19 protein-coding genes are annotated in these 19,199 nt (G+C 33.9%); 5 read left to right on the forward strand and 14 right to left on the reverse strand.

Features of this window, described 5'->3' with window-relative positions; all coding sequences use genetic code 11:
- Nucleotides 1-206: 206 nt before the first annotated feature.
- From tagD to KA828_RS03235, 4 genes are all read right to left on the reverse strand, one after another.
- Nucleotides 207-605, reverse strand: coding sequence for a glycerol-3-phosphate cytidylyltransferase (tagD, locus tag KA828_RS03220; RefSeq protein WP_016930898.1), 399 nt, complete (start codon nt 603-605; stop codon nt 207-209).
- A 99-nt stretch (nt 606-704) separates the two neighbouring features.
- Nucleotides 705-1,769 carry a glycosyltransferase family 2 protein gene (locus KA828_RS03225; RefSeq protein ID WP_075108859.1) on the reverse strand — a complete coding sequence of 355 codons (1,065 nt, stop codon included), beginning with the start codon at nt 1,767-1,769 and terminating at the stop codon, nt 705-707.
- A complete protein-coding gene (gene tarB, locus KA828_RS03230) occupies nt 1,766-2,854 on the reverse strand; it encodes a teichoic acid glycerol-phosphate primase TarB (protein ID WP_075108858.1) in 1,089 nt (362 codons plus the stop codon). Before tarB ends, KA828_RS03225 begins: the two co-directional genes overlap by 4 nt.
- Before the next feature lie 110 nt (nt 2,855-2,964).
- On the reverse strand, nt 2,965-3,777 hold the full coding sequence (locus tag KA828_RS03235; RefSeq protein ID WP_049426488.1) for an ABC transporter permease: 813 nt from the start codon (nt 3,775-3,777) through the stop codon (nt 2,965-2,967).
- Nucleotides 3,778-4,101: 324 nt separating this feature from the next.
- Here KA828_RS03235 and tagH point away from each other — a divergent pair, with 324 nt between their 5' ends.
- The gene (tagH, locus tag KA828_RS03240; RefSeq protein WP_075108857.1) at nt 4,102-4,896 is read left to right on the forward strand and encodes a teichoic acids export ABC transporter ATP-binding subunit TagH; all 795 of its coding nucleotides are present in this window, start codon (nt 4,102-4,104) and stop codon (nt 4,894-4,896) included.
- 228 nt (nt 4,897-5,124) lie between these two features.
- On the opposite strand, the gene tarA is transcribed toward tagH, so the two are convergent.
- Nucleotides 5,125-5,889, reverse strand: coding sequence for an N-acetylglucosaminyldiphosphoundecaprenol N-acetyl-beta-D-mannosaminyltransferase TarA (tarA, locus tag KA828_RS03245; RefSeq protein ID WP_075108856.1), 765 nt, complete (start codon nt 5,887-5,889; stop codon nt 5,125-5,127).
- A 205-nt stretch (nt 5,890-6,094) separates the two neighbouring features.
- On the opposite strand from tarA, the gene KA828_RS03250 reads away from it, so the two are divergent.
- Complete coding sequence (locus tag KA828_RS03250; RefSeq protein WP_075108855.1) at nt 6,095-6,838, forward strand: M50 family metallopeptidase; 744 nt, start codon at nt 6,095-6,097, stop codon at nt 6,836-6,838.
- Nucleotides 6,839-6,905: 67 nt separating this feature from the next.
- On the opposite strand, the gene KA828_RS03255 is transcribed toward KA828_RS03250, so the two are convergent.
- Both KA828_RS03255 and KA828_RS03260 read right to left on the reverse strand, forming a co-directional pair.
- Nucleotides 6,906-7,553 (reverse strand): metal-dependent transcriptional regulator, encoded by a 648-nt coding sequence (locus KA828_RS03255; RefSeq protein WP_053030796.1) that lies wholly within the window; start codon nt 7,551-7,553, stop codon nt 6,906-6,908.
- Nucleotides 7,554-7,884: 331 nt separating this feature from the next.
- Nucleotides 7,885-9,927 (reverse strand): cation:proton antiporter, encoded by a 2,043-nt coding sequence (locus KA828_RS03260; protein WP_210125400.1) that lies wholly within the window; start codon nt 9,925-9,927, stop codon nt 7,885-7,887.
- Between the two features lie 417 nt (nt 9,928-10,344).
- Here KA828_RS03260 and KA828_RS03265 point away from each other — a divergent pair, with 417 nt between their 5' ends.
- The 3 genes from KA828_RS03265 (at nt 10,345) to KA828_RS03275 (ending at nt 13,096) form a co-directional block, all read left to right on the forward strand.
- Nucleotides 10,345-11,250, forward strand: coding sequence for a phosphatase PAP2 family protein (locus KA828_RS03265; protein ID WP_075108853.1), 906 nt, complete (start codon nt 10,345-10,347; stop codon nt 11,248-11,250).
- Nucleotides 11,251-11,385: 135 nt separating this feature from the next.
- A complete protein-coding gene (locus KA828_RS03270) occupies nt 11,386-12,633 on the forward strand; it encodes an ArgE/DapE family deacylase (RefSeq protein ID WP_193839677.1) in 1,248 nt (415 codons plus the stop codon).
- Between the two features lie 223 nt (nt 12,634-12,856).
- Entirely contained in the window at nt 12,857-13,096 is a 240-nt protein-coding gene (locus KA828_RS03275; RefSeq protein ID WP_193839678.1) for a DUF3923 family protein, read from the forward strand.
- A gap of 174 nt (nt 13,097-13,270) precedes the next feature.
- On the opposite strand, the gene KA828_RS03280 is transcribed toward KA828_RS03275, so the two are convergent.
- Genes KA828_RS03280 through KA828_RS03310 form a run of 7 tightly spaced genes read right to left on the reverse strand, consistent with a single transcriptional unit; the run spans nt 13,271 to nt 19,195 of the window.
- Nucleotides 13,271-13,792 (reverse strand): Na+/H+ antiporter subunit G, encoded by a 522-nt coding sequence (locus KA828_RS03280; RefSeq protein ID WP_210125401.1) that lies wholly within the window; start codon nt 13,790-13,792, stop codon nt 13,271-13,273.
- Nucleotides 13,767-14,069 carry a Na+/H+ antiporter Mnh2 subunit F gene (gene mnhF2, locus KA828_RS03285; RefSeq protein WP_053030711.1) on the reverse strand — a complete coding sequence of 101 codons (303 nt, stop codon included), beginning with the start codon at nt 14,067-14,069 and terminating at the stop codon, nt 13,767-13,769. Before mnhF2 ends, KA828_RS03280 begins: the two co-directional genes overlap by 26 nt.
- Nucleotides 14,066-14,548: a Na+/H+ antiporter Mnh2 subunit E gene (gene mnhE2 / locus KA828_RS03290; RefSeq protein ID WP_053030713.1), complete on the reverse strand. Its 483-nt coding sequence runs from the start codon at nt 14,546-14,548 to the stop codon at nt 14,066-14,068. The genes mnhF2 and mnhE2 overlap by 4 nt, the downstream gene beginning before the upstream one ends.
- Nucleotides 14,545-16,044 (reverse strand): Na+/H+ antiporter Mnh2 subunit D, encoded by a 1,500-nt coding sequence (mnhD2, locus tag KA828_RS03295; protein WP_070854515.1) that lies wholly within the window; start codon nt 16,042-16,044, stop codon nt 14,545-14,547. The genes mnhE2 and mnhD2 overlap by 4 nt, the downstream gene beginning before the upstream one ends.
- Nucleotides 16,034-16,384 (reverse strand): Na+/H+ antiporter Mnh2 subunit C, encoded by a 351-nt coding sequence (gene mnhC2, locus KA828_RS03300; protein ID WP_075108849.1) that lies wholly within the window; start codon nt 16,382-16,384, stop codon nt 16,034-16,036. The genes mnhD2 and mnhC2 overlap by 11 nt, the downstream gene beginning before the upstream one ends.
- Nucleotides 16,381-16,806: a Na+/H+ antiporter Mnh2 subunit B gene (mnhB2, locus tag KA828_RS03305; protein ID WP_053030719.1), complete on the reverse strand. Its 426-nt coding sequence runs from the start codon at nt 16,804-16,806 to the stop codon at nt 16,381-16,383. Before mnhB2 ends, mnhC2 begins: the two co-directional genes overlap by 4 nt.
- Nucleotides 16,793-19,195, reverse strand: a complete 2,403-nt coding sequence (locus KA828_RS03310; RefSeq protein WP_075108848.1) for a DUF4040 family protein — start codon at nt 19,193-19,195, stop codon at nt 16,793-16,795. Before KA828_RS03310 ends, mnhB2 begins: the two co-directional genes overlap by 14 nt.
- Between the last annotated feature and the right edge of the window lie 4 nt (nt 19,196-19,199).

The raw sequence follows: 19,199 nt of genomic DNA on the forward strand, positions 1-19,199 counted from the left end.
CGCTGTTATACGACGCCTAGTGGAAATGAACTATATCTACTTTAAAATGACGCACAGGACAGAAATTAAAATACATTCATTGTCCGCTTCTAATATGCTTTAAGCGCGATTTCAAATCAGATAGCTACTGCCAAATGATAAAGGAGGTTGAGACATTTTATCTTGTCTCAACCTCCTTTTAATAGGATTAAATCTCATATTCTTAATTATTTAGCATCTTTGCCATATAATTCTTGTTTAATTTTAGTTGTTGAAATACCTTCCGTACGTTTTAAGTATACAACTTCACATTTGTCTTTTAAGAAGTCAAATTCGCCTTCCCAGTCATGTCCCATTACAAAGACATCTACTTCAAAACGATCTACGTCAGTTTCTTTTTGTCCCCAATCATTCTCAGGAATGACTAAGTCAACATAACGAATTGATTCCAACATCATTTTGCGTTGCTCATAATCATAATATGATTTTTTATTCTTAATTTGATTGAATTCATCTGAAGATAAAGCGACAATTAAATAATCGCCCATTTCACGCGCTCTTCTTAATAATTCAATATGACCATAATGTAATAAGTCATAAGTGCCGTAAGTAATAACTCTTCTCATATAACGCTATCTCCTTAACATAATTTTTAACATTTTTTCATAACTTTAATTTAGCATAAATAAAATTTACATACCATTAATTATATAAGACATATTACACTATCGCTTTAAAAGGCGTTTGACAGACTGTTTACTATTAAATGCAAATTTCTTAGGCATGACCTGTGCTTTAAATCGGAAATATCCAGGTCGTCCAATACCGACATCAATAAGTGTTTGACGCCACTTCTCATAAGTATCGCGCGTCCAATGCGTTGCACCTTGCTCAACAGCTTGGATAATTCTAAACAACGCATCTCCAGAGTAATTGGTATGTTGCATATCCTTAATATAATGCGTAACTTTATCAATAAAGTTAGGTGTTACTCTACTATATTTTAATAAATAAGCTTGAATAAGATAACTCACGATTAAATCATCCATTCGATAACTATAGTAGGCTTTCTCATTTGTTAAAAGGAGTATCTCCATAACCCTTTGACGTACGCGTCTGGCATCTTCAATATAGGAGATAAACGTATCACCACGCTTATCAGTGATCGAACCTTCTTGCTCATTATATCCATATATCATCAGCGGTAATAATTGTATATCACGTGCAGTTAAATAAGCACGTGTGATAAAGGTATGTTCTTCACAAAACACAACATCTTCATCAAAGCGCAACGCACTAAATTTAGAATTGAATAGTTTTCCACCTGGCCCAATAGATTGCAAGATTTCAGGTGCTTGTGCTAATGATACTAATGCTTCACGGTTCATTTCTTCATGTGTAGGTACAATTTTCCAATCTCCATGAACGCCTCTTCCAATTTGTCCTATAACGATATCGACTTCTTGATTACGCTCATAATAATCAATCATTTTATCAAGTCTTCCCGGTAGAAACTGATCGTCTGCGTCTAAAAACATAAATGCTTCCACATCATCAGACATTGCAGCTAATCCAAAGTTTCTACTTGCAGCTGCACCTTGATTATCTTGATTGTAAATCATGATATTTTTAACTTCTTTTTGCAATTGCGTAAGTTCATGCCTTGAATGATCTGTAGAGCCGTCATTCACACAAATAATCTCAACTTCATGCGTTGTATCAATCGATTTGATTGCCCTACGTATTGTATTTTCTGCATTATAAACAGGAATTATGATAGCTATTTTCATTTTTCCACCATCTTTTCAATAAATTCTGTAACACGTTGAACGCTTGCTTCACTATTATATTTATGCCAATGTTTAAATAATGGTTCAAACATCGCGACATCATTTTTAATTTTTACAATCAATTCTTCCTCAGTCGTTGCTTTATATCGTTGAGGAATGGCTTTATAAAATTGGTTTAAGCCACGAATTTTATCATATTTTTCTTCGTCATACACATAAAACAATGTCGGTTTTTCTAGCAAACTTGCCTCAATAGGTAATGAACTATAATCGCTAATAATGATATCCGCCATAATCATCAATTCCTGAGTTGTCGCTACAGTTTGACGTTGCGAAATTGATGGATGTAGTTGATTAATCAATGTGTACTCAGGCAAAGCTTGCTCAAATCGTTCAACATCTATGTGTCTATTATTTTCTGAACCTTCACGATACGTTGGAACATAGACAACTAACGTTTTATGAATATTATAAAGTTTTTTCAAACGTTCTTGCTCGGCCTTAAGATTGAATTTTAAATAGTGGGTTAAACGAGGTAAACCAAGTGGCAACATTTGTGATTCAGTAGCACCAAATGAGGCCTTAAAGCATTCCCCCATCTCTTTTCCACCAATAAGATAATAATCTGTTGCATGATATACACGCTGGTATTGCTTAACCATTGTGTTGTTAGTTAAATCAACTTGATGATCGGTTAAACCGAAATTTTTTAGGGCACCTGATGCATGCCACGTTTGAATAATCGTTTGTGAGTGTTTCTTAGAATAACCACCTAGCATTAAATAATACGTATCAATGATAATGATTTTTGAACGACTTAACGCTCTGATATGTTTGACGATATGTTTATTTCCTGCAGGTATAAAAGTAATATGGTTAAGATGTTCTAGTCTATATTGTTCTTCAACCTTCGCAATCACAGTTATATTGTAACCCTTACTATCTAAGTCATTAATAATTGGCATGACATCTTCAGGGAACGTCATTAGAACAGTGATACGTTGTTTGTCTACGGATTTCCCTTTAAAAATGAAGTTCAATAATGCAATCATCAACATATATACTTTTTTTATAATTAGTCGCATACGTTTACCTCTCATATTTTCAATATAAAAATTATAAATCAAAACTACCCGATGTGCTGAATATACAAAATCCTTGATAAACGCTTCTACATTTATCAAGGACTTTAAAATTATAAGAAATCTGCGAAATGATCACGATATCTACGATGTAAAATTGAACCTAATACGAAGAATATTAAAATAACGATAACGTTATATAGTAATAATTTCCAATGTTCAATAAAGTACCATTCGTGGAATAATATTGCAGCACGATATGATTCTGCTAAGAAATAGACTGGATTAAATTTAATGATTTCACCAATTGTTCCACCAATACCTGAATCTTTAGGCACCCATAGTATTGGAGACATATAGAATAGAATTCTTAGCAAGGCCTGCATAATCATTTGCGTATCACGTACAATAATGCCGAGCGTCGATGTGAATAATGCAACTGACGCCGTAAAGAAGAATGTAAGTGGTACGTAAATCAATAATTGCACAATATGAATCGAAGGGTAAATACCATTAACGATACAAATGCCAATGATAATTAACAATAATCCTATATGACCATAAAATCGGCTGGTTACCGTATACGTCGGTATAATAGAGAGCGGGAAGTTCATCTTTGCTACTTGATTAAATTTCATCGCTACCGATTTCGTTCCTTCTAAAATACCTTGATTGACGAAGAACCACATACTAATCCCTACTAGCAACCAATAAATAAAAGGTATACCGTGAACAGGCTGGTTACTTCTGATTCCCATACCAAATACGAACCAATAAACCATGATTTGTAATGCTGGATTCAGTAATTCCCATGCTACGCCAAGATAGTTATTCGTATTCGTTATTTTAATTTGAAATTGTGCAAGTCTTTGCACTAAGTAAAAATTCTTGATGTGTTCTTTAAAAACAGATCCTACTGCCGACATTGAAATTAACCACGCTTTCAATTAAATATATACAATGTATTAACATATTAATTAATGATTCGGATAACTACATTATATATAACATTTTCTCAAAAGTTTAATATAATTATTACGTACGCATCGTATTATTATATATTGTAAAGTAGATTACTATAAAATAAGACCATAACTATGGACTTCATTTTATAAAAAAAGTAAAATCTACTTATTGTTTACAAAAAGTTATACAAAATCTCTTATACACTTTACACTAGGTTAATAAATTTAACAACTATTGTATGATGTATTATAATCTATATAAGTATTGATAAGGAAGGAATTATCATGAGCGTATCTGTAAATATCAAAAATGTGACAAAAGAATATCGCATTTATCGCAATAATAAAGAACGCATTAAAGATGCCTTAATCCCTAATAATAAAAATAATACATTTTTCGCTTTAGATGATGTCTCTATCACAGCACACGAAGGTGATGTCATCGGTTTAGTCGGCATCAATGGCTCAGGTAAATCTACATTAAGTAATATGATTGGTGGCTCAATCTCACCTACTTCAGGCAATATTGAACGCAACGGTGAAGTGAGTGTCATTGCAATCAATGCAGGCCTTAACGGTCGTTTGACTGGTGTGGAAAATATCGAATTTAAAATGTTATGTATGGGGTTCAAAAGAAAAGAAATTAAACAACTTATGCCTCAAGTAATAGAATTTAGTGAATTAGGCGAATTTATTCATCAACCCGTTAAAAATTATTCAAGTGGTATGCGTGCTAAATTAGGATTCTCAATTAACGTTACAATCAACCCTGATATTTTAGTTATTGATGAAGCATTATCCGTTGGAGACCAAACTTTCACACAAAAATGCTTAGACAAAATTTATGAATTCAAAGAAGCCAACAAAACGATATTCTTCGTTAGTCATAACATCCGTCAAGTTCGAGAGTTCTGTACTAAAATTGCTTGGATTGAAGGCGGAAAGCTCAAAGAGTACGGAGAATTAGAAGAGGTACTTCCTAAATATGAGCAATTCTTAAAAGACTTCAAGAAAAAATCAAAAGCCGATCAAAAAGCATTCAGAAAAGGTTTAGATGAAAAACGATTTATTGTTAAATAGCGATCATCAAGATAAAAATATGAAGAGGCTGGGACAAAATAAAATGTCTCAGCCTCCTTATCATTTTGGCAGTAACTGGCTGAACTGAGGAGGCGCTTGAATCAAACTTTTCTCAGTTCTAGTCATCCTTGCCAGTGGGGCCCGGCAAATAAACTTTTATTAAGAAATTCTATTCGCTAAGCAAGCTAGAAGCGGGACAACGACTTCAAAAGCATGCTGCCCCACTCCTTATTTATTCTTCTTCATTCGTCGCTGTACTTTAAAAATTTTATACATAAATTTAGGAATACTACGCATACGCCCAATACGCTTCCAATCGATTAATAAGCGATATACCCATTCTATATTCAATTGAATAAATAGTTTAGGCGCTCTCTTCTTCGTGCCACTGTAAATTTCAAGTGAGCCACCTACACCCATCATTACAGTACTTTTAAAGGTATGTCGATACTTTTGAATCCACTCTTCTTGTTTTGGAAAGCCCATCCCAACGAAAATATAATCCGGATTAAAACGTTGTATTCGTTTGATGACGGTCTCATCATTTAAGTCTATATAGCCATGATGATAATCAAATTGGGCTTGCGGATATTTCTGCTGTAAATTATTGTGTGCCAGTGTGACTACTTCATGTTTAGCACCCAGTAAATATACCTTTTGATAATTCGTATGCGCAATCTTTAAACAATGTTCCATCAATTCGATACCTGGCACACGTCTTTTTAACGGCGTCCCTAATCGATTCGATGCCTTGATAACACCCGTACCATCTGGAACAACGTAATCCGCACTATTAATTAGCTGTCTATATGTACTATGCTCTGACGCATAATCAACGATTTCTGGATTAGCTGTCACGATAAACAAATTATCTTCAGTGTCTTGCGTGAAAAATGTTTTGACATGTTCAATCATATCTAGCATTGTTACATTGTCGAATTGAACACCTAAAATATCCACTTTAGTCGCTGTTGTCTCTTTTTGATCATGCATTTAAGTAATCTCCTTACTGTCTAAACCATTTCATATGCATATAGTATATGAAAATAGAATCATAATAAATAATTATTTTTTCTTCTCAACACGTTTTCAACTGATATTCATGTTCTCTCTAAAAGATACATCTAAAGTCTAAACGCTAAATCATTAAATTTACTTTATAATCAATACTATAATCTTATACTCGACGAGGTCAATTATGGTCTATTTAGAACAATTTTTTACTACAACTATCAATTTAAATATATATTTAATCCTTATTATAGCAATGATCTATATAATGATTCATCAAAATAGACATCGCTCATTTAATCAGTATTTAGACGTTTATTTAAACTATATTCCTGTACTTACACATGAATTTGGTCATGTATTATTTAATAAAATCAGTGGCGGACGCGCAAAAGATTTGGTTATCGTTACCCGTCCATCTGAACGATTGCAAACGATGCAACAAGGTTATGCTATTACGCAATCCAAAGGGCGTATTGGACAATTCATTACAACACTAGGCGGCTATATCATGCCTCCATTGATGCTCTTAATTGGTCTAAGTGCTGCTTATTATGGTCATCCAAGTCTATTCTTAAGCGCTTATATTATTATTTTTATTTATTTTTTCATTCTAACATCACGCAAACTATCACCAATGATTGTATTAATCATATTCATCGCACTTTTATACTTTTTAGTGCAACACGACAATCAATTGCTATTTTATTATTTAGTCATTTTTATGTATCATCTGATTCTTGGCGTATTATTAGGCGAAGTTTTACAATCAAGTTGGACAATATTTAAACTAACATTTCAACGCCCCATCCCGAGTTGGGATGGGCGTACCTTAACAGAAATCACACGTATACCCACGTTCATTTTCAGTACCTTATGGATAGCGTTTAACGCGTTAGCAATATACATTATGCTTATCTTCACACTTTAATTCAATTTAAACAAATCTCCACTAAAGCGGTATCACTGACCCATTTAGTGGAGATTCTATTATCTAATTAAACATGTTCTGCAAATATATTCATTGCGTTGTCATAGCTTAGTATCGTTACAATATCATTTCGTTTCACTATCATGACTTTATTCGTTTCATCTTTTGTTACTATTTCAACATCATTTCCAATTGAAATATCTTTGCTTGAAAGATAGACCAGAAGTTCAGTCTTATCACGTACACGTTTAATCGTCACTTTATCACCAGGCGCGAATGCTAATAAAGATATTGTAAATTTCTCTTCGAAATGTTGATTTCTTGGGATAATGCCACCATGCGGACATGTTTCAGGATAATCAAGTATCTTATCCAAACGTTCTACAAACAAATCTGATATGCGATGTTCTAATATTTCCGCTTCTTGATGTACCTCTTCCCAAGTATATTGTAAAACCTCTATTAAAAATAACTCCAACAGACGGTGACGCTTAATGATATCTAACGTATGTTTTAACCCCTCATCTGAGAGCTTTACACCTTTATAGTGTTTCGTTTCAACATAACCAGCTTTTTCCAAACGTCCAACCATTTCACTAACTGAAGGAGGCTTTATATTTAAATACTGAGATAACTTTTTATTTGAGACAAAGGATGTATCTCCATCATTAGCTAATATTGCTTTCAGATAATCCTCTTTTTCTTCAGTTAACATCATTTCACCTCACCCATGCATTCACTTTATTGTATCATGAATTGCTAATGAATGTTATTCACGCTTATTTAAACAAACTGCAATTTTATTAAAATGCAATCCTGGACAAAAATTATAGAGTGATGCTACTTTGCACATTCATAGTAGCTGACTGAACTAGGAAAAACTCAAATCAAACTTGTATCCCTTCTAGCCATTCTTGTGAGCGGTTCTCAACAAAGAGAATTTCATCAAGACATGCCACAAGTTAAGCAATGTGGGAGTGACCACGAATTTATAAAGCATTCCGTCCCACTCCCACATCGCTATATCTTCAACAACCATGATTAAATTAATCGGTTAAACTGTCAACGATAACCATTTCATCATAGTTAATTGCTTCTCTTAACTTTAATGCTGTACTTTCAGTAATGTCGCCATCATCAGTCAAACTAGATAAAACACGACGTTGTTCTCTCAAAGCATTTAATTTAATCTTCGTAATTGAATCTTCTGCTCGTGTATTAAAGAAATTAGATGGCGATAAGTTATCTATTCTCATAAGATATCCGTCACAAATCATACCAACTTCTAATTTATTATCTTCATTCGCTTCATCTACTAAACGACTGACTACATTATAGTGAACAATCTTATTGATTTTAGATAGTTCCAATAAGTTATCCGTCACACTTAACGATGATGCGGCATTTGTACGCGTTCTTATACGACGTTTTAAAAGTAAAGCTCTTGCGCCAACAATCATTCGACGTATAAGTGAAGCTTGACGATATACTTGAGTACGTTCAGCGTAACGCATATAGTTTTCTAATACGCTCGCTGTAATTTCACCATCATCGGCAAGTTGTTCTAACGTTTTCGTTTCAAGTTTAAATGCTAAACTTTGTAATCGTTCAAGTTCTTTAGAGTTCTCGTCATCCTTTTCAACAGATTTCAAGAACGTTAATTTATCGTGATATTCTTTAATCACATTGCCATAGCGATAACTTGTTTCAAACGATGAATGATGATTCAAGTAATCAATGACATGCTCAAGAATATAAATTCTTGCTTCTTTAAAATTCATACTTCCAATCTTCGCTTTAGGTGCACTCGCTGTTACAAACGGCAATACTACTTGTGCAACCACTAGACTGATAATAACCATACCTGAGGAAATAAATAATAAATCATTACGATATGAGAATGCATGATGATCTGCTAAAAAATAAGGCAGTGTTAATGCGATTGCCAATGAAATGGTTCCATGAACACCACATAGCGTCATGATAAGTGCATACATACTTCGTTTAGGTGGTTTTTCTTTTTTCTTGTCTTCCCCTTCTTCATTCATTAATTTTTGGAAAGGACTGACAGATAAATAGAATAATGGATATAGCACATACACCCAAATAAATCTAAATAGATAGACTGCTAACGCAACTAAGGCCGTGATCACAACTAAGAACAATAAATTGTGTGGTTCTGTTTTTACAATATTCCCAATAACTTCTGGAACTAAAAATCCTAATATTGAAAAAACAAAACCATTCAATGCGTACCCTAGAATATTCCAAGTGTGGTTATAACTCATTTGAAGTCGTGTGCGCGTCTGAGCGATACGATCACGTTCAAAGCCATGTACTAAACCTGCAACAACAGCGGCAATAATTCCTGACGCATGAAACATTTCAGCTACAAGATATGTAACAAATGGTGTTAATAATTGTAAGAACGTAAACATATTAATGTTCTCTATGCCACGTCTGGTAAGCGTTAAACGGAATCTAACGAGTGCAATACCAATAAGTAAACCAATAATTGCACCACCAATTGACGCAATCAGAAATTGTTGCACCGCTTCAAATAATGAAAATGTACCAGTAATTAGAACACCTACTGCAATTTTAAATGAAATGATACCTGCTGCATCATTAAGTAATGATTCACCTTCAAGTATAGTCATAGCACCTTTAGGTAGAACCTTACCTTTTGTAATTGCTTGCACAGCCACAGCATCCGTTGGACATAATATTGCGGCTACAGCAAATGCGGCACCTATAGGAAGTGTCGGCCAAATCCAATGAATAAACAGGCCTACACCAATTACAGTTGTGATAACGAGTCCTAATGCCATTAACATAACCGGTTTAATATAGCGACGTAAATGAGCTCTGGAAACGTTAACACCTTCCACAAACAGTAACGGTGCAATCGTTGCTACCATAAAGAGTTCTGAATCAAAATTGAATTCTACAGGTACAGGTGTTAAAAAGAGGAGCATTCCTAAAGCAATTTGAATGAATGCCAGAGGCACTTTGGGTATAAAAGTATGAACAAAGGAGCTTATAATCACTACGGCTAGAAATATGAGAATCGTTTCAAATATTTCCAAACTTCCACCCCATTTTATACTTCATATTTAATTGGAGAAATAAGACTTGCCTAATATAAAAAATACGCTTTATGTCTATTTATATCTTTATAAGATACATCTTAAACTCACAATCGTTTAGTTATAATTTTACCATTAAAGTTACAATGAATTAACTAACTTGCATTCATTTTTAATCCATTTTTATTAAATTGATAGCATTCCAATCTACTTCTAACCATTCATTTGTTTGATCACCTATAACAATGATCTTTATAGCTAATAAGACTTTCATTTAGATTTTAATAAAATTTTTACTATCCCCTAACATTGAATTAAACATTCATTACTATGCTTTAGTTAGAAATGTTCAAACTGAAATCATTTCGTTTTAAACAATCGGGTACTTCAATTGAAAACAATTTAGGAGGATTATACATGACTATTTCAAAAAGACTTACTGCGACAGTATTAGGCATTTTACTCTTAATTATGTTGCTTGCAACAGTCGCAGATCAACCGATATCAAATGCATTGATGAATCAAAATGATCTATTTGGCACACTCTTTCAAAATTATGGGTTATTCCCGCCTACGTTAGTACTCATTATTTCTGTGATTATATTAAATTATTATGTATTCACAACGTTTAATCATCGATTTGCTAAGTTAATCATCTTAGTTATGACTTCTGTATTCACACTAATTAAAACGAACGCACTAGTATCAGAAACTGTTCAATACATATTATCAACATCAAATAATATAAAGCACCATAAGCCAATGGGTATGGCAAATAATGAAGGAAATGCAGGTACCGCTTTACCCTTAGGTTGGAGTATGTTTATATCACTAATCATTTTATTAATCATCGCATTTGTTTGTTATTATTTTTGGTTAAAAAACACAAATACTGCTGAATTAACTAGATTATTTAAAGTGTCACTTATCAGTTTTATCGTACTATTTATCGGCTTAGAACTTGTTGGCAATATGAAAGAATTATGGGGACGTGTCAGACCATATGAACTTAGCGACAAAGGAGCACATTTTACCAATTGGCTTACCATAAATGGCAATACAGGGCATAGTTCATTCCCATCAGGGCATACGGGTAATGGTGCCTTTCTCATGTTTCTAGCTTTCTATTTCCATAAGCTTCGCTCACGAAAAATCATGTTCGCAATTGGTCTATTTTATAGTGTATTAATGGCATTAAGCCGAATTCGAATCGGTGCGCATTTTACTAGCGATGTAACCATGAGTTTAATCATTATGTTTGGTCTTATGGTGATGGCAGACGTTCTTATTCATAAGATAACTTCAAATACTAATCAGCAATAATGTGGCATGTATGACGGACGTATCATCATCGATTCAATTGCTACGTTCTAAATTAGAAATAACTACAGTTGACGTATATTTTATCTTTACTACAATTTTAACCGTACGATATTTCTATTTTAAGGAGTTAAAATCATGAATACATTTTCAGAGAAAGAGAAACTGACATTATTATCAGATATTGTAGAGATTAATACGGTGAATGATAATGAAATGGAAGTTGCTACTTATTTAAAAGACTTATTTGAAGCACATCATATTAAGGCAGAAATTGATACGGTTGAAGGTCAACGTGCAAACTTAATTGCTACAATCGGTAGTGGAAGCCCTGTGGTAGCAATTTCAGGCCACATGGATGTTGTATCAGAAGGCGATCACAATGATTGGGACTATCCCCCATTTCAATTGACCGAAAAAGAAAACCGACTATATGGCCGTGGTACTTCAGATATGAAATCTGGATTAATGGCTTTAGCGATTGCAATGATTGAATTGAAAGAAAACCATCAACTACCTCATGGTACGATAAAATTCATGGCAACTGCGGGTGAAGAAAGAGAGCAACTTGGTTCAGCACAACTATATCAAAAAGGTTATATGAATGACGTTGACGCTTTGATTATTGCTGAACCATCTGAAACAAACATCGTTTATGCTCATAAAGGATCAATGGATTATAAAATCACTTCTAAAGGTAAAGCTGCTCACAGTTCTGTACCTGTTATCGGATATAATGCGATTAAACCATTAATTGACTTTATTCAAGATATCGACACTGAATATGAACGTATTTCTAAAACTTTAAAAAGCGAGAAACTAGATTTTTCACATCTTATTGAGCGCATTCAAACACAATTAACACAAGACAACCACATAGATGCGGATGAGGTTGAACGTGTGATTTCTGGACTTGTTATTAGCAATACCATTTTACATGGTGGGAACCAAGTGAATTCAGTTCCTGATATTGCCACTGCTGAATTTAATATTAGAACGATTCCAGAATATGATAATAAAAAAGTTAAAGCCCTATTTAAAACTTACTTAGAAGAAGTAAATAAACAAGGGGGTCAACTTGAAGAAGATTTATATTTAGACTTAGATCCAGTATTAACAACAGGAGATAACCCATTAATTAAGATTGGACAACGTGTGGCTAAGCAGATATTCGGCGAAGACATTGTTGCTTCACCAACAGTCGGTGTCACAGATGCTTCTAATTTGTTACGAGATAAAGATGAACATTTTTCTTTCCTAATGTTTGGACCCGGAACAGTGCCACATCAAATTAACGAGTATGTAGAAAAAGAAAAATACCTTCGTTTTATCGACTACTACAAGGAATTACTCATAACTTATTTAAAAGAAGAGTCCGGGACATAAATAATATGATGATACTATTTTGCAAATTCGCAGTAGCTGACTGAACTGAAAAGGCGCTTTAATCAAGCTTTTCTCAGTTCTAGTCACCTTTGCAGGGGTGGGACGACGAATTTAAAAGAATTCTGTCCCACTCCCAACTCATATTTACAACGAGAAAATCTATAATCAAAAGCATAAGTTAGCATCGTACGACGTCACACATTCAAAAGGGGGTGTGGATTTTATGAAAATTTCATGGATCTTTTGGTGGATAGTAAGCGGCATTGAAGTACTAAGTTTTTTAGGATTTGCACTTTTACTTTGGTTAAGATCAGTAGATGCTACAGGTGTCATACAAACGACTGAAGTAAAATGGATTAATATTGCAGTACTAGGATTTGCGTACTTACTCCCCTTCCTAGTACAAATCATATGGCTAGTGATTAATCTCATTTACTCAAAAAGACAACAAACACCCATATAAATGATGTATTCAGCAGGTATTACTTTGTGCTTCACCTATATCATTGTTATTTCTTTATGTTTATTTAAATCTATTAATGACATTAATTTTATATATCAACCTAAAAAATGAGATTGAACATTCAAACCAGTCGTCTTTACGATGACGTGTTTATGTTCAATCTCATTCATTTAATCATTCTCTAGTTTCTTTTCTAGCTTCTGATAAACTTTCAATATTCCCTTCTTGTTGCTTTTCTTTTTCTTTCTGTCGTTGCTTTTGAACGTCATAATAAATTTTCTCTCGACGTTCCTCTCGAATTCGAGCACGATTTTTAAGTTCCTCTGTTGAATTGTATTCTTTAGAGCTCAATAAAATTGAAGAGCGTTTTGGTGCATCATCTTTACGGTACATGTATGCGCCTGTACGGTATGCTGCTCTCGCAACTAAATGCATACCAACTGGTGATGTTAAATTGATAAAAACAATCGATAATAACAATCTTACACTAAAGAAACTCTGTTGATTCGTAAAGTAGATTAACACGCCTACTAATGTTAATAAGACAGATAACGTCGAACTTTTAGTAGATGCATGACTTCGTAAAAAGACATCTTGAAATTTAACAATTCCAATCGCACTAATCACAGCAATAATACTACCAAGAAATATAAGGAGCGCGGCAATCAACTCAATGATTTCGTTTATTTGTACCATTGAATACACGACCTCCCCCTATAAATCTAGAAATAGATACAGAACTTACAAATGAAATAATGGCAACAAGCATAATAGAATCAAGGAATGACACAGTGTTATAAATCACACTAACCACACCTATAATACACATAATAACAGCACTGGAAGCATCAAATGCTACAACCCTATCTGCTGTTGTAGGTCCTTTGATTAAACGGAATAAGCCAATTATGAACGCTATGCCAAACAATACTAATGCACTTGTAATGAAGAAATTCGTGAGCGTTTCAATCATTGTGTCACCTCCGTAATCAAGTTTTCATATTGTTTTATACTTTTAAGTAGGCTTTCTTTTTCTTTTTCAGAAACATCAATACTGTGTATAAAGAATTTATTCGTTGTCTTTGAAATTCGAATCACTGTCGATCCAGGCGTAATAATAATTAAAATTGTCAAAAAGGTTATGGCCCAATCATTTTTTAATTTCGTTTCATACGTTAATAAGCCCGGATTCATGTGATTCGTTTTGAATAAAATGTACTTAATAATACTAATACTAGAAGTAATTAATTGATATAAATATACGCCGAGAAACTTGATAGCTACCCATATCTTTTTAGGATAAAAAGCTTGTCCAAAGAAACGATGCAGTATATAAATTACTATTAAACCAATGATGAAGCCAGATACGAAGGTAGAGAATTGAAATGAGTCTTCATCTTGAAACAGTACCCATAAAAATGCGATTAATATGTTCAATACAATTTGTCTCATTTATTCCCCTCCTTCAAATGTGTGTTAACAATGCTATGGAAGTAGTTATCATCCAAATTCAATTTTGTAGCATTTTCAGTAGCATGCATCACGACTGGTGCTGCAATACCCATTGCAAGTACTACTGCGACTAAGACGCCCAGAATTGTTTTACGATGTTTAGGTAGCGGGTTGAAATCAACCTGTTCACCATCATTATCTCCAAAATACATAATAAATAGAATTCTAAATAAGCTATACATAGCTAATAAACTTGTGATAATCATTAATGCTAAGCCAATGTAATTACCATTTTCAATTGCACCTTGGAAGATTAACACTTTTCCTGGGAAACCACTAAATGGCGGAACGCCTCCAATCGCAAATATCATAACAACAAATGCAACACCAAAGAACGGTTCCTTCTTAGCTAGCCCACATAAGTATTTATATTCACGGTAACCAGACATATACACTAAGCTACCTATAATAAAGAACAACATCGTTTTAACGATAATGTCATTGGCTAGATAGAAGATGGCACCATGGACACCTGCAAACGTATTTGAACCTAGACCTAAAATGACAAAACCTATTGATAATATAACTTGATATGACGCGACTTTCTTAATATCACGATATGCGATAACACCGAATGCACCTATGAGCATTGTGATACAAGACATAAATACTAGTAATGGATGTGTCACGCCTGTATGTTGGTCAAATAGAAGTGTAAAGAAACGAATTAGTGCATACGCACCTACTTTCGTCATTAATGCAGCAAATAAAGCTGCAAGTTCAGTGTTAAGTACTGCATAGGCTTTAGGTAACCACATGAAGAGTACCAATGCGGCTTTCGAACCAAATGCCACAATAAAGACAATTGAAATAATAATAATCGCTTTATTGTCATGAATTTGATCTAAGCGTAATGCGACTTGTGAGAAGTTTAATGTTCCAACTGTCTTATATAACAAGCCGATACCAAGTAAGAAAAACCATGAACCTATGATATTTAATACAACATAAATAATGGCCGCTCTTAATTGTTCGACAGATTGACCTAATGTTACGAGCACGAATGAAGCGAGTAACATAATTTCAAACATAACATATAAGTTGAATAAATCAGATGTTAAGAATGAACCAATAACACCCGTTGTTAAGAACAAGATAAATGTAGGCAAGTAGTATCGATTAACACGATCCTCGCCACGTCCAAATCCATAAGACATGATAAGTGTCACAACAAACGATGCGACAGTCACCATAACTAAACTTAAAGCATCACCTAAAAATTGAATACCAAAAGGTGCTGCCCAACCACCAAAATCAAGGGTGATAGGTTTATGCTGTAGCACATAGATTAATAAATAAAGTGAAATAATTGTATTAATAGACATTGTTCCAATGTACAAAATTTTAGATAACATGTTTTTTTCTTTCGTAAAAACAAGCACCAATGCACATAACAATGGTAATAGGATAGGAAGAACTAATAAATTACTGTTCATTGTCATCCTCCTCTCCTCTTAATACATCAATATTAGATTCCTTAGTAACACGGTATGTTCGATAAACAAGCACTAATAGAAATGCAGTCATCGCAAAGCCAATAACAATTGCAGTAAGTACAATCGCCTGCAGTAACGGATCCACATAATTGGTATTAGAACCATGAATTAACGGTTCTGTCATCTTATTACTATAATGACCCATACTCATAATGATTAGATTCCCGGCATGTGTATAAATCGAAATACCTATAACAATTCGAATTAAGTTGAGTGATAGTATCATGTACGTTCCTATAAATACTAAAAATCCTATCACAAGTAATAATATTAAATTCATGATTTACCACCACTCAAAGCCAACATAATTGTCTCAATAACACCAACAACCGTTAACAATATACCTAATTCAAATAATGTAATTGTTGTTACATGCAATTCACCCAATAAAGGCAAATGGATGTATGCTTCACTTTGATATAGGAACGCTTTACCAAAGAACACTGGCACAATTGCAGTAAGTGCCGAAATGATAGCACCAACAATCATCAATTTTTTAAAATCGATTGGAAGACTTTCTAAAACTTCATCTACATCAAAAGCTAAGAACATTAGGATAAAGGCCGAGCTAAAGATTAGACCACCTATAAAACCGCCACCCGGATTATTATGTCCCGCAAAGAAAACATAAAACCCAAAGGTTAATAATATAAAGACAACGATTTTAGTAACGGTTCTTAACACAACATCATTTTCTTTCATCTTGGCCCCTCCTATCTTTGTAATGTAATAATGTATAAATACCTAAACCAGCTATGATTAAAACAATACCTTCAAACATTGTATCCAATGCTCTGAAATCACCTAAGATTGCATTTACGATATTTTTACCGCCAGTTAATTCATAGGCATTCATATAATATTTAGAAATTGACTCAAAGCCATCACCTTGTTGTGCAATAAATATCAGAGTCACGACGGCTCCAGCCATAATAAATGACACGATAATTTTGACAGTTTCCTTTTTCATATTCGCAGTAGTTCGTGCGATGTTTGGCAATCTTGAGAAACTGACAATAAAGAGAATTGTCGTAATTGTTTCTACTACTAATTGCGTTAATGCTAAATCTGGTGCTCTCATTAATAAGAAGAACAATGCCACACTATAACCGATGATGCCATTTAAAATAACCATCGTTAAACGTTGACGAATAAACACTAACGCGATACCAACAATACTGATCATAATGCCTAAAATAACTTCCAATGGGCCAAATTCTGAAACTTCTATTTGATGTAGCTTTGGCAAGCCGACTTGGAATATACCGTAAGCAATTAATATAGAGAAAATGAGTACTGTAATAATGTTATAGTGGTTTAATCTGTTGTTCATTAAACCGCGAATCATTTGACCAGAATAACGCTCGAAACCTCGATACACATTACGATAAGAAGTTGTTATCGATGCATATTTAATCACTTGATGCGTTATCGCTTTCCAGTTCACTTTTAACGCTAAAATGAGACCAACTATAATAACAATCACACTAAAAATGAGTGGTAAGTTAATGCCATGCCATTGAGATACGTGCGGTGCTATTGCATCGACGTTGCTACCTAAATTGGTAACATTACGAAGTGCTGGCAATACTAAACGCTCAGTGAAAACGTTAGGGATAAAGAAAATAACGGGTATCATAACCATTAAAATGATTGCGGGTAAACTAAACAGCCATGGTTCGTGAATGTGTTTCTTAGGCACTTTCTTTTCATCAAATTCTCCCCAAAAAGTTTCTTTAAGCATGTAAACTGCATAGACAAAAGTAAAGATACTCGCGATAACACCAATTGCTACCACAATAATCGTTAACGTTAGACCAAATTGTTGTAATTCGATTGCGCTAACTAGAGAATCAAAGAACATCTCTTTACTCAAGAAACCATTTAATAACGGTACACCTGCCATTGATAACGCAGCGAGTGTCATGACTAAGTTCATTTTCGGGAAGTATTTTCGCATACCACTTAAGCGACGAATATCTCGTGTACCAGCTTCATGGTCAATAATTCCGACACCCATAAATAAAGCACACTTAAATATAGCGTGATTCATTAAATGGAATAAACCTGCGAATAATATGAGTGTGTAGGTTTCTGCCATTACACCTGATGGATGTTGTGCAATGCCTCCACCTAGACCAACCATCGACATAATCATTCCTAATTGACTAATAGTTGAATACGCTAAGATACCTTTTAAATCATATTGTCTCAAGGCTGTTACAGAGCCGAATATCATCGTAATCAATCCAACAAACGTAACAATATAAATATAACTATCACTTAAGCCTAAAATAGGTGTGAATCTAAATAGTAAAAAGATACCAGCTTTAACCATTGTAGCCGAGTGCAAATAAGCACTTACAGGCGTTGGTGCAGCCATGGCTTTAGGTAACCAAATATGAAATGGAAATTGTGCTGATTTAGTAAAAGCCCCAATTAACAACATTATCATCATTGGTATAAATAGAGCATGTTCGCTAATGCTATGACTTTGTGTAAGTAATTCTGAAATCGTATTTGTACCAGTAATGATATATAGCATAATAAAACCTGTTAATAAGGCTAAACCACCTAATACGGTAATGATAAATGACTGAATTGCGCCTAATTGACTTTCAGCATTGCTATACCAGTAGGAAATTAATAGAAATGACGATACACTCGTTAATTCCCAAAATACATACATTAAAATAGTGTTGTTTGAAACGACAATACCTAACATACTAAACATGAATAATAATAAATATAAGAAGAAACGTGGCAAGTTATCTCTATTAGCAGATAAATATTGAGTAGCATAGAAAAATACTGCCACCCCTATAATGGAGATAATTAATCCGAACATTAATCCCAGGCCGTCTAATCTGAGGTCAAGATTAACATCAATAGCGGGCATCCATGGAATCTTAAATTCTACAAATTTTCCATTTAAAACACTGGGAATTTGGGTCAAGAAATACCCTGAAGCTAAAATAGGTGCTAACAATGCAATATATCCCGCAAACCGTCTCAATGGTTTAATAAACAACGTCATTAGGACGATTAGCATAATAACGATTAGTCCACCTAGTAAGTATACTAAGCTCATCAAA

This window comes from Staphylococcus sp. GDY8P85P (genome assembly GCF_017892405.1).
Taxonomy (GTDB): domain Bacteria; phylum Bacillota; class Bacilli; order Staphylococcales; family Staphylococcaceae; genus Staphylococcus; species Staphylococcus borealis.